Here is an 11,981-nt window from a genome sequence, read left to right as displayed (position 1 = left end):
TTTGATTTTTTGTCACTTTTTGAGAGGAATTATTATATTTTTCGAGAGGATTTATCATGTATAATAAAGAATATATTAATATATAATTTTAATATATTTTTTACCTATTAATGAATGTTGCGTATGCAACGTGATAAAGTTCTCTTTCCCTCATATACATATTAAAAATAGAATGGAAGCGAGGGTTGCACATGACAGGGTGGGTGATTTGGTTTGTTATTGCCGGTCTTTTATTTATTGCAGAAATGCTGACTGTAACGTTCTACTTATTATGGCTTGGAATAGGTGCCGTGGTCGGAGGTCTAATCGGACTATTTATACCCAACTCTTTGCTACTTCAAGTTGTAATAGCATCTGTTGTCAGTCTTAGTTTGACATTTTTCACAAAACGAATTTCTAAAAATTTTCGAGAAGCGAAAGGTTATACTGATGCAGTGGATCAGCTTGTTGGAAAAAAAGGTATTATTTTGCAAGCGATTACAAATGAAGCGAATGGCATTGTAAAAATAGAGGGAGATATGTGGACTGCTGTATCAGACGAACCAATTTTGGATGGGGAAAGCGTTATTGTTGTAAAGAGAAGCAGCACAGTAGTGCACGTGAAAAGGGAGTGTGAATTATAATGGTTGGTTTAACTTTATCAATTATTCTAGCATTAATTGTTATTGTATTTATCGCATTATCAATTAAAATTATTCCGCAGCAAAGAGTAGGTGTTGTAGAGCGTTTAGGTAAATTTCATCGTGTTATGCATCCAGGTTTAAACATAATTATCCCAGTTATCGATCGTGTACGCCTTTATCATGATTTGCGTATACAACAAACAAATGTCCCACCGCAAAAAGTAATTACGAAAGATAACGTACAAGTTGAGATTGATACAATTATTTTCTATCAAGTTATAGACCCAGAGCTAGCGACATATGGTATTTCCAATTATGAATTTGGGGTTCGTAATATTACATCTGCAACAATGCGACAAATTATCGGGAAAATGGAGCTCGATGAAACATTATCTGGACGTGAAAAAATTTCAACAGAAATCCGTTTGGCACTTGATGAAGCAACAGAAAAATGGGGTGTTCGTATTGAACGCGTTGAAGTTGTAGATATTAACCCTCCAAAAGATATACAAGCAGCAATGGAAAAACAAATGAAAGCAGAACGGAATAAACGTGCTATTATTCTTGAAGCTGAGGCAGCAAAACAAGATAAAGTTCTTCGAGCTGAAGGGGAGAAACAAAGTAAAATTTTAATGGCTGAAGGGGATAAAGAAGCGCGTATTCGCGAGGCAGAAGGTTTACGAGAAGCGAAAGAATTAGAAGCACAAGGGGAAGCGAGAGCGATTGAAGAAATTGCAAAAGCAGAACAAATCCGGATTCAAATGTTGCGTCAGTCAGGACTTGATGAGCGAGTACTTGCATACCAGTCATTTGAATCTCTAACGGAGATTGCAAAGGGACCTGCAAATAAAGTATTCCTTCCGTCAAATGCTGTTGAAACATTAGGAAGCTTAGGAGCAATTGGAGAGTTGTTTAAAGAGAAAAAGCTGCCTTCTATAGATACGACAAAAGAACAATAGAAACGAAGAAGAGAAATGGTTGCCATTTCTCTTCTGTTTTTGGAGTCGATGACGTGAGTAATACTTTAAAAGAAGTGAAAAGATCCTCAAATTTCTTATTCGAACAAAGAAATTTGAGGATCTTTTACATATTCAGCTAATAAGGTATGTAATTGACTGCGATGATGATAAAAATGAGCAACAATTTCAAGTAACCACTCAAATCGAGAGTAGGAAGTGCCCCAGTAAGAATGGGTGACTTCTTCAAGTTCTGTTAATGAATAGGCCTGAAATGTTTTAGAAAGAAGCTGGAAACCTTCTTTCATTGTCTGTTGCACCTCTTCAAGCGTATGCGGTGTATGTTGTAAGTAAAATGCATCTAACTCTTCCTTTGATGCTTCGGTTAAAATAAATAAATCAGCATGACAAATAAGGGATAGATGCGTACAAATTTCAAAGAGCGAGCGTTTATTATCGAGCGGTCGTTGTTGTAATTCAGCATAAGTAACCTGTTCTAACATCTGTATTGTAGAATCAATCGCAATTTCTAATTGGTGCAGTGCAGCTTGAATAAACATTGTATTTCTCCTCGCATATGTTTATAATAAGGATTTAAAGAAATTATATCACACTTAAGATTCTGAAGATTCTAGTAGTTTGACTGGGAAAATGAAAAGTATTATAGTGTTAAAGGTCCTATTGAACGATAAATAGAATGGAATTATTGAGTTAGGAGTTAAAATAAATGATTTCAAGATACGGAAGAAATACAATTGTTGAAGTTAATTTAGAGGCAGTAAAACATAATGTGAGAGAATTTAAAAAACGTGTAAACGATGAAAATATTGCAATGATGGCAGCTGTAAAAGCAAATGGTTATGGACATGGAGCGGTAGAAGTTGCGAAGGCTGCAATTGAAGTTGGAGTAAGTCATCTGGCGGTTGCTTTTGTGGATGAAGGAATTGAACTTCGTGAAGCAGGTGTAACAGCACCGATTTTAATATTAGGGTATACACCGGAGGATGCTGTAGAAGAAGCAATTGAATACGATCTTATGATGACTGTATACAGAATTGAAGATTTAAAATATATTGATCGTATAGCAGAGCGTCTACAAAAGAGGGTACGTATCCAAATTAAAATTGATACAGGTATGAGCCGGATTGGTTTACAAGAAGAAGAAGTGGTACCGTTTCTTCAAGAATTGAAAAAGATGCAACATGTAGAAGTAGAAGGGGTGTTTACTCATTATTCTACAGCTGATGAAGTAGATAAAACATATACGTTGATGCAAAAAAATTCATTTGAGAAATCTGTCAATATTGCAAAAGATATGGGAATTCATTTGCCGCTTATTCATAGCTCGAATAGTGCGGGAACAATGGAACTAAATAATGAATTTCAAAATATGGTTCGCGTTGGGATTGGGATATACGGAATGTATCCATCGAAAGAAGTGAATCATAAGACAGTATCACTTCAGCCGGTTTTAACATTAAAGTCAAAAGTAGCTCATGTGAAACGAGCGAAACAAGGAAAAGGGGTAAGCTACGGCAATACGTATGTTGCGACAGGGGAAGAGTGGGTTGCTACGATTCCAATCGGATATGCAGATGGATTTAGTCGTCAATTGTCAAGTAAAGGGCATGCGCTAATCAATGGCGTGAGAGTACCGATTATTGGCCGTGTTTGTATGGATCAGCTTATGTTAGATGTAACGAAAGCAATGCCTGTAAATGTTGGTGATGAGGTTGTCTTTTATGGTAAGCAAGGTAATGAAGAGATTGCAGTAGAAGAAGTTGCTGATATGTTAGGGACAATTAACTATGAGGTAACGTGTATGCTAAATCGAAGAATTCCCCGTGTTTATAAAGAAAATGATAAAATTGTTGGTATTGTAAATCCATTAAGAAACAAATAATGTTTAAATAATTCATATCTTACTTTTCTCCTGTATAGGGGAAAAAAGAAAAGGATAGTTAATGCAGAATAGTCTCTGTGTTATCTATCCTTTTTGTATAGCTTAAAAATTTCTATTTTATATTCTCTTCTGTAAGTAATAATGAGTATGTCCTTTTGGAAAATCTTCTAAAACACCATATACTTCATAGCCATGCTTTTTATAAAATTCAGGTGCTTGGAAACTAAAAGTATCAAGTTTGATGAGCGTACATTCAGTTTCTTTGGCTATTCGTTCAGCTTCCAATAGAAGTTTACTGCCATAACCTTGGTGACGCAGGCTATCATCGACCCATAAAATATCAACGTGTAGGCATTGCCAAAAAATAATACCGATTAAACCAGCTCCGATTTCTCCATCATCATTTTTCACTGTTAAACAGACATCTTTTAGAGGTGATGGATTACTTTCTGAAACTTGTGAGTTATTGAAGGAAATGAGTTGTTTTCTAATATAATCGCTGTCTTTTTTACTCCATTTGTTTTGAATTTGCATAGAATATTCTCCTTTTTTAGTGTATGAATTAGAAGAAAAATTGGTAATCCAACTAGATTGATGCTCCTCTGAAAAGGTAGTAAACGACATAAGTATCGATATGATTTTCTGTGTTTTCATATATATAATTACTTGTCGGAAAATTCACTTAAAATAATTATATAACAACTACCAAAAATATGGAAGGATACGTTATTTTGAGTTTTTTGTTAAAACCAAGCTTTCTTCAATAATTGAACGGCACATGGAATGTCAGTTATCGATATTCCTCCAAATCCCATCAAAACATAAGACTCAACCTGGAGGTTATTTACCATATCGTACGGAGATAAAGGATACACTTTCACGCTTTGTTCAGCTGCTTTATTTATAAGCTCTTGTTCATTCATCCTGTTATGAACGTGTAATACAATATGAAGCCCAGACTGAGAACCGATGATATCAACAGAAGAGCCCATTTCTTGTTGAATGGTTTGGATGAATAAGTGATGTTTCTTTTTATATACAGTACGAAGGCGATTTAAGTGTCGTTCCCAATATCCTTCTTTCATAAATGTAGCAAACGTAAGTTGCTGAATTTTGGAGACAGTTTGCTTGAAAATGGTTCCATCATGTTCATAGTTTGCTAGTAGCGTTTGCGGAAGAACCATATAACTCATTCGGAATGAAGGTAAAAATGATTTTGAAAATGTGCCCATATAAATAACGCGCCCGTTAGTGTCTAATCCTTGTAAGGAAGGAATCGGTTTTCCGATATAACGAAATTCCCCGTCATAATCATCTTCTATAATGTACCCGTTATTGTCGTTAGCCCACTTTAGTAGTTCCATTCGGCGGGAAAGTGGCATAATCATTCCAAATGGAAACTGATGAGATGGTGTTACATATGCGACAGTAGCGCCACTTTCATATAAAGAAGAAATATGAATTCCTTTTTCATCTAGAGAAATGGGCTGTATATGTAAGCCGCAGCTTTGCATGATAGCTCTTACGCGGTGGAAGCCGGGATTTTCCATTGCATAGCTGTTCTCATAACCAAGTAATTGCAAAAGTAACCAAAGAAGTGGCTGTGTACCCGCTCCAATAATAATTTGTTCTGGAGTAGACTGAACACCGCGTGCTTGATAGAGATAACGAGAAATTTCCGAACGTAGTTGCCATTCACCTTGAGGGTCTTCTTTTGTAAATAATTCCTTTTCATACTCTAAGAGACAATGATTTGTGATCTTTTTCCAATTTGACAATGGAAAAGATGAGGTATCAATGCTTCCATGACTGAAGTCGAAACGGAAATTCTCCTGAATAGATTGCTTTCTATTTCCTATATTTTTATTATTTGCTGTTCGAATCATATCGTAATCTATACTTGCTACAAATAAACCACGTCTATGTTTACTCTCTACATATCCTTCAGCTATTAGCTGTTGATATGCATATTCCACTGTATTACGGCTTACATTAAGCTGCAAAGATAAATTCCGATGAGATGGTAGGCGGCTACCGACTTTGATCCTTCCTTGTAAGATTTCTTTTTTCATATAGTTATAAATTTGTATGTAAATAGGTATTTTACTTTTTGAGTCTAATGGGATGGTAAGCTCCATCGTTATCAACCTCTCAAACTGCCCCTGTAAAAAAGAATAAAACTGTCACTTATAAAAGGGGCATATGATTCTTATAATAATAATAATAAAACATTTTGAATTGTTGATAAATAGTTGGAGGGAAAGAATATGAATACACATATACAAGAGGTAAAAACAGAGCGTGAATTTTGTGAGGTTTTACCGGTGTTGCAGCAGCTGCGCACTAAACTCTCTAGAGAAGAGGCGCTGTCTCTTTTGGGGAAAATGAAAAAAGAAAATTATCGTCTATTTGCTTTGTATAATAGTGAGAGAGAAGTAGTGAGTTTAGCGGGAGTGGCAATTTGTACAAATTTTTATAATAAGAAACATGTTTTTATATATGATCTTGTTACAGCAGGAGCACATCGCTCGAAAGGATACGGAGAGACATTGCTATCATATATTGAAGGATGGGGAAAAGAGAATGATTGTACTTGTGCCGTATTAACTTCAGCGTTTCCAAGAATAGATGCGCACCGTTTTTATGAACGGGAGGGGTATGAAAAGGTGAGTTATGCATTTCATAAGGGAATATAGAAAGATATAAAAGAGGATATTCAAAAAGTGGAACTTTTTGAATATCCTCTTTTATGTTTTTGAGAAAGGGAGAAAAATATAAATATGGTTATATCTTTATAAATCTATTTTAATTTTAGGCATATAAATCACTGTTATGCAAAATACGTTTGTTAAACCTTGCATGTGGCAGAAAAATGACCTGACCGCTTCTACGTACAGCCAATTGCTCTCGTCTTCTCTTAAAAAGAAAGTGGTTTTTACGTCGTTTTTTAACTTGTACAGATATAAAAGGAATAAAAAAAGATAGGAATATATAAATATATATAGAGTTAGCTTGTTTACATGATCTGTCCATTTTAAAAGAGATAGAGGCGACAAAGTATGATAAAGTAATAGCAATTGTTACATGTGTTCCTTTCGTTAAAGTAAAAGTGGGATTTCCATTGAAATCCCACTTTGTTACGACTTCAGCTGGTAAGAAAAAGTATAGAATGATGTTTCAAAGCAAAATTAAGCTCAATTTATTTTTCGTAGAAATTCCTCCATTCTACATATTTAAAGGAGACCGATGAGGGGGTTCTGGTTTGTTAGCGAAGGTGAAGGAGTAATTATCCTTTTTGTATTCAGATGTTTCATTTATTCTTTCAACTTTTTTAATAGTATAATTTTGTTTTGTTAAAGCATCTTGCACTCCTGTTGTCATTAGTTTTAAGACAAGAATAGTTAAAAATAAAGCAATAAGTGTGCTAAAAACAATCCACATAGATACATTTAGTTCAAAATAGTTGAGGCCGATTAGTCCTGCCCAGTCATTAGAAAGTGAAATAAATTTATCTTCTCCAAAATCTGCACTTTTCCTTTGTACCCCTCCAATAAATTGACGTACTAACGCAAGGTGCATAATTAATAGAAGTGTTTGCACAATGTGCTGCATAAATAATAAGAAAAGGCGATCTTTTAATAATACGCGTAAATGCGTACGAACAATATATAGGCGACTAGCCCCCAATAGTTGTGAACTTAAAATATACTCTTGCTTCATAAATTCATCAATTTCAGAAGATACATATGTTGTTATAGTTGGCAAAACAACAAGGACGAGAACGATGGCTTGATAAGTTAGAAGAGAAAAATTCACTTCTAGCTTATTATCTAAGTTAGAAAAAAACATTTTGTTCATAGGTCGCATTAATAAATATGCAACGAAAACGGTTGGTAAATAATAAAATACTTCTGTACATGTTTTTACAAAAGATTTTAATCGCGTAACATATAAGCTTAATAACACACCAAGTATTGCACCAAGAAAAACACGTAATAAACTTATTCCAATCGCAAATAAAATTGTGAATTTTGCCCCATCTAATATTTGAAAGAAGATAGATTCCCCGAAGCGATCCGAACCAAGCGGAGGCATTTGTGTTGGCGAAAATGGTGAAGCGGCAATTAACTCTCCATTCTCATCGTATAACAATCTCATTGGCTTTAAAGTGTCTTCTTTGAAGTAAAAACCGTAAATAAAACTAGCGATGACAAGTATAACAATATATGTTAATCCGATAACAAAGCGTTTTGATTTCCAAATAGCCTTCATATAATCTCTCCATTCATTTGTGTTTGCCATCTTTTCATAAAATAAGAACAAATTTGAAACAACAGGTAAAAAGGCATGACCATCATTAACAGGACAATAAATGTAATGGATGTTGAAAAATGATTTGTGAGAATAAGGAATTGAATAATACCTGACATGTGAAACACGCATTCTAGTACAAATAAATTGGAAAGTAAAAAGACAAAAATCATTTTTGAATGATGGAATAGGTGAATGAAAATATTCTTAAATAAATGTTTACGGATGATATAACTTGATGAAAGGCCCTTCCCGTAGGCAACTTCAACATACGGTTTTATACGCTCTTCCTCTATGTACAATATCATCATTCGAAACATTTGAATTGTAGGGAGTATCGACAAACAAAGAATAGGGAGAATGTAGGCTTTTTTTTCATTGAATGTCATAATATGTACAGGTAATTCACCTGTTTGACGAAAATACCAAATAAAAAACATTTGTATACAGAGCATAATCATTACATCAGGGATGGCTTCCAATACGAAAACAGTTCGCTGTATCATATTTTTAAACCGCTTTGATGATAAAAAATAGAAATAAGCAATACTTATTGCAACAAATAAAGAAAGAAATAGGGCAGCAAATAAAATGGTAAATGAATACATGTATGGTTCTAATACACTAGGAAACAAGGGAACGGTTTTAAAGTTACCTGTAGGTGTAGGAATTTGAAAAGTAAGCGAGTGTAAAGAAAAAATTTGTTTTCCCATTTTAGCGATGGCTTGTATGAATTGGCTTGGTTGAAATGAAATATTTCTGCTTTCGTTTATAAATAGAGATGGGATGTTTAATAGAATAAGTAATGTAATAAAAACAGTTAGTAGTTGCATAGAAGATTTCCATAGTTTCCTTAACATAAAATCCCTCCAAAAACACATTTTTACAATATTATACAAAATAATCGGCTATTTGTTTTGATTTTTCAGAAAAAATATTATAATAAATAAAACTAGTAAAAAATATAGTGGTTATTTAGTTTATTTAAAAGACAAGAAAGTACTTTTAGGAGGATTCTATGACACAAATGTATTTAAAAGGCGAAAAAATAGTTGTTCGAGCTATAGAAGACAAGGATCTGTACCCACTATGGCAGGAAGTTTATAAAGAAGAGAATCCGGAGTGGAAAAAATGGGATGCACCGTATTTTCCGTTCGTAAGACAAGAGTTTGCTGTTTTTCAAGAAGGACTACGTTCTAAATTAATGAAAGATCCATATTCAAAGTTTCTTATTGAAAAAGATGGTAAAATTATCGGAATTGTAACGTATTACTGGGAACATGAGCCGTCACGTTGGTTAGAAATTGGGATTACGATTTACAATCCTGCATATTGGAATGGAGGGTATGGTACAGAAGCTTTACGTATGTATATTGACTTTCTATTCCACCATATGACGATTGGAAGGATCGGTTTGACAACATGGTCAGGAAATAGCCGTATGATGAAAGTAGCTGAGAAACTCGGTATGCAGTTAGAAGGAAGAATGAGAAAATGCCGTTATTATAATGGCGAGTATTATGATTCAATTCGGATGGGAATGATTCGTGAGGAATGGGAAGAGATGAAAATAGCGAAGAGATAAGTCATTTGTACCCAGTTATTAGATCTCTTGATGAATGATTTGGAAGATGTATAAAAAGAAGTAGGAGGAATCTCTATGGATTTTGTGATTCGTGAGATGAAAGAGGAGGATATTCCGTCTGTACAATATGTGGCCAAGACTTCTTGGAACGATACATATAAAGACATTATTCCGGTAGCAGTACAAGAGAAATTTATAGAGCATGCTTATTCTCATGACATGATGAAGCATCGTTTACAACAGTCACATTTATTTGTAGGTGAAGTAGATGGAAAAGTTGTCGGATTTGCTAATTTTTCGCCAATAAAGTATCAAAATGAAGCTGAGTTAGGAGCGATTTACTTATTGCCAGCATACCAAGGGAATGGTATGGGAACAGCGTTATTACGAAAGGGAATTACAATATTAGAAGGTGTTAAGAAGATATATATTAATGTAGAATCAGAAAATAAAACGGGAAAAGCATTTTATACTGCAAAGGGATTTGCAGTGGTAGATGCGTTTGAAGATGACTTTGACGGGTATATGCTGAAAATATTAAGAATGGTATTACATATTTAATAGAGGGGGGAGAAGCTTCTATGATTCAAAGAGCAACTGAAAGTGATGCGGAAAAAATTTTAACTCATGCGGCTGAGTCGTTATATGAAGGGACGATGAAAAAGAGTAAGTTTACGCAAGAAAAAGTATTAGAAATTACGATGCCACTTTTAGAAAAAGGAGCATATTATCTTGTTATTAAACAAGATAATATTTTAAAAGGATGGGTATTGATTGGGAGCAATAAGGACTATTTTTCTGGAGAAGAAATAGGTTTTATTTATGAATTGTATGTGTTGCATCCTTATCGTGGACAGGGGCTTTCACGACAGCTTATGAGAGCAGCGGTTGATGAACTTGATAAGCTGGGCTACTCAGAAATTCGTTTGAACGTATTTGCAGGGAATTTTGCGAAAGAGTTGTATAAAGAAATGGGGTTTGTTGAGAGGCAAACTGTTATGAGTTTGAGACGTGAGAGTAAATAAATTGGGAAGAAAAGTAGAATTCCGCAACAATTAGAGTCAAGAAGGTGAAGAAATGGTAAGAGAAAATGAGTACGTTCAATACTTGGAAAAGATTTACCCGAATCTTGACGTGCAGACTGCCTATGTAAATGATATTGGTCAAAATAACGATGTACTAATTGTAAATGAAAATATAGTATTTCGTTTTCCAAAATATAAAGAAGGAATTGCAAAACTCATTGCTGAGACAAAGCTGTTAGAGAAAATACAAAACTATGTTTCACTTTCCATCCCTTGTCCAAGCTATCAACATTTTCAGCCAATGGAGCCTAGGGAAGTATTTTCTGGTTATCACAAAATTAATGGGGAGCCATTTTGGAATACAACATTTTTTCAGTTGTCTGAAGAAGAACAAAGTACAAGTGCAGCACAATTAGCAAATTTTTTGAAAGAATTGCATAGTATACCAGTGTCGGAAATTAGTTCGATTTTAAAAGGAAATACTGCTGATATATATAGTGAAATAGAAAGTTTATATTTTCAATTGAAAGAGAACTTGTTTTCTTATATGAAAGAAAGTGCAAGGCAAGATGTCTCTCAATCTTTTGAAGCTTATTTAAGTGATAACAGTCATTTTACATTTCAGCCATGTCTTATTCATGGAGATTTTGGAATGACAAATATTTTATATGATGGTGAGAAGAAGAGAATCTCAGGGATTATTGACTTTGGCGGGGCGGGTATTGGTGATCCAGCATACGATTTTGCAGGATTATTATCTAGCTATGGGAGCCATTTTTTAGAGGGATTTTCATCGCTGTATCCAAATTTTAATCAAGCGATGGATAGAATGAATTTTTATAGAAGTACGTTTGCTTTGCAAGAAGCATTATTTGGGTTAAGGAATAATGATAGAAAAGCATTTGAACAGGGGATAAAAGATTACATCTAAGAAAGGTATACGTAATATATAAGTTGAAAAATACGACATAAAACCTCCCATTTCTTTAGGGAGGACGAGAGCATCTGACCGTGTATAGAAGCGGTCAGGACTTTTTCCTGCCACATGCGAGGTTTAAAACAAAGGGAGCAAGCAAGTATAGGTTATGTTATATTCTGCGTAGCAACGACTTGTTTGTCGAAAAATTAAAATGTATTTATATAGAAAGTATTATGAAACAGTGATAACAGGCATATTACGAGAAGGATAGAATTTGCAAATTTCGACGTGTAATAAAAAGTTAGGAGATGATGGTGGTGATATTAGAGACAGCGATGCTCCAAGTGAAGCTTGGAATGGAAAATGAATTTGAACATGCCTTTCAAGAGGCTTCTAATATTATTTCTTCTATGAAAGGTTACCGTGGTCATATACTTCATAAATGTATAGAAATCCAGGGGAAATATCTTCTATTAGTGAATTGGGAGACGTTAGAAGATCATACGGAAGGATTTCGAAAATCGAGTGAGTATGAAGAATGGAAGAAGAGATTACACCACTTTTATGAGCCGTTTCCAATTGTAGAGCATTTTCAGTGTGTAGACTAAGATAGGATTTAACATCAATATAATGAAGCTGCCATCAGTGGGGAATGAAAA

14 protein-coding genes and 1 pseudogene are annotated in these 11,981 nt (G+C 34.4%); 9 read left to right on the top strand and 6 right to left on the bottom strand.

All coding sequences use genetic code 11. From position 1 onward, the window contains the following. Window positions 1–191: 191 nt before the first annotated feature. Both BR72_RS24560 and BR72_RS24555 read left to right on the top strand, forming a co-directional pair. Window positions 192–623, top strand: coding sequence for an NfeD family protein (locus tag BR72_RS24560; RefSeq protein ID WP_035438104.1), 432 nt, complete (start codon window positions 192–194; stop codon window positions 621–623). Then, complete coding sequence (locus BR72_RS24555) at window positions 623–1,582, top strand: SPFH domain-containing protein (RefSeq protein ID WP_035438102.1); 960 nt, start codon at window positions 623–625, stop codon at window positions 1,580–1,582. Before BR72_RS24560 ends, BR72_RS24555 begins: the two co-directional genes overlap by 1 nt. Before the next feature lie 95 nt (window positions 1,583–1,677). Here the strand turns inward: BR72_RS24555 and BR72_RS24550 are convergent, their stop codons facing one another. Beyond that, a complete protein-coding gene (locus tag BR72_RS24550; protein WP_035438100.1) occupies window positions 1,678–2,139 on the bottom strand; it encodes a DinB family protein in 462 nt (153 codons plus the stop codon). A 167-nt stretch (window positions 2,140–2,306) separates the two neighbouring features. On the opposite strand from BR72_RS24550, the gene alr reads away from it, so the two are divergent. Then, window positions 2,307–3,482 carry an alanine racemase gene (alr, locus tag BR72_RS24545; protein ID WP_035438099.1) on the top strand — a complete coding sequence of 392 codons (1,176 nt, stop codon included), beginning with the start codon at window positions 2,307–2,309 and terminating at the stop codon, window positions 3,480–3,482. Between the two features lie 117 nt (window positions 3,483–3,599). Here the strand turns inward: alr and BR72_RS24540 are convergent, their stop codons facing one another. After that, on the bottom strand, window positions 3,600–4,016 hold the full coding sequence (locus BR72_RS24540; protein ID WP_035438097.1) for a GNAT family N-acetyltransferase: 417 nt from the start codon (window positions 4,014–4,016) through the stop codon (window positions 3,600–3,602). A 209-nt stretch (window positions 4,017–4,225) separates the two neighbouring features. Next, complete coding sequence (pdxR, locus tag BR72_RS24535) at window positions 4,226–5,620, bottom strand: MocR-like pyridoxine biosynthesis transcription factor PdxR (RefSeq protein ID WP_035438095.1); 1,395 nt, start codon at window positions 5,618–5,620, stop codon at window positions 4,226–4,228. A gap of 129 nt (window positions 5,621–5,749) precedes the next feature. Here pdxR and BR72_RS24530 point away from each other — a divergent pair, with 129 nt between their 5' ends. Beyond that, the gene (locus BR72_RS24530; RefSeq protein WP_035438093.1) at window positions 5,750–6,178 is read left to right on the top strand and encodes a GNAT family N-acetyltransferase; all 429 of its coding nucleotides are present in this window, start codon (window positions 5,750–5,752) and stop codon (window positions 6,176–6,178) included. A gap of 381 nt (window positions 6,179–6,559) precedes the next feature. Here BR72_RS24530 and BR72_RS27715 read toward each other — a convergent pair. From BR72_RS27715 to BR72_RS24520, 3 genes and pseudogenes are all read right to left on the bottom strand, one after another. After that, a pseudogene (locus BR72_RS27715) lies at window positions 6,560–6,656 on the bottom strand (DUF1648 domain-containing protein); the annotation flags it as partial. A 51-nt stretch (window positions 6,657–6,707) separates the two neighbouring features. Further along, window positions 6,708–7,754, bottom strand: a complete 1,047-nt coding sequence (locus tag BR72_RS24525; RefSeq protein ID WP_035438090.1) for an ABC transporter permease subunit — start codon at window positions 7,752–7,754, stop codon at window positions 6,708–6,710. After that, window positions 7,751–8,653: an ABC transporter permease subunit gene (locus BR72_RS24520; protein WP_035438089.1), complete on the bottom strand. Its 903-nt coding sequence runs from the start codon at window positions 8,651–8,653 to the stop codon at window positions 7,751–7,753. The genes BR72_RS24525 and BR72_RS24520 overlap by 4 nt, the downstream gene beginning before the upstream one ends. Window positions 8,654–8,811: 158 nt before the next feature. Between BR72_RS24520 and BR72_RS24515 the strand changes: the two genes are divergently transcribed. The 5 genes from BR72_RS24515 (at window position 8,812) to BR72_RS24495 (ending at window position 11,930) form a co-directional block, all read left to right on the top strand. After that, entirely contained in the window at window positions 8,812–9,378 is a 567-nt protein-coding gene (locus BR72_RS24515; RefSeq protein ID WP_035438085.1) for a GNAT family N-acetyltransferase, read from the top strand. Between the two features lie 75 nt (window positions 9,379–9,453). After that, on the top strand, window positions 9,454–9,939 hold the full coding sequence (locus tag BR72_RS24510; RefSeq protein ID WP_035438082.1) for a GNAT family N-acetyltransferase: 486 nt from the start codon (window positions 9,454–9,456) through the stop codon (window positions 9,937–9,939). 20 nt (window positions 9,940–9,959) lie between these two features. Next, complete coding sequence (locus BR72_RS24505) at window positions 9,960–10,403, top strand: GNAT family N-acetyltransferase (protein ID WP_035438081.1); 444 nt, start codon at window positions 9,960–9,962, stop codon at window positions 10,401–10,403. A gap of 52 nt (window positions 10,404–10,455) precedes the next feature. Next, window positions 10,456–11,334 carry a phosphotransferase family protein gene (locus tag BR72_RS24500; RefSeq protein WP_035438080.1) on the top strand — a complete coding sequence of 293 codons (879 nt, stop codon included), beginning with the start codon at window positions 10,456–10,458 and terminating at the stop codon, window positions 11,332–11,334. Window positions 11,335–11,639: 305 nt separating this feature from the next. Then, window positions 11,640–11,930, top strand: coding sequence for an antibiotic biosynthesis monooxygenase family protein (locus tag BR72_RS24495; protein WP_035438078.1), 291 nt, complete (start codon window positions 11,640–11,642; stop codon window positions 11,928–11,930). The last annotated feature ends 51 nt before the right edge of the window (window positions 11,931–11,981 follow it).

It is taken from the genome of Bacillus sp. UNC322MFChir4.1, from assembly GCF_000746135.1.
Lineage (GTDB): Bacteria > Bacillota > Bacilli > Bacillales > Bacillaceae_G > Bacillus_A.
Note: the sequence above shows the minus strand (reverse complement) of the source record. Positions and strands in the feature narration are given on the sequence as shown.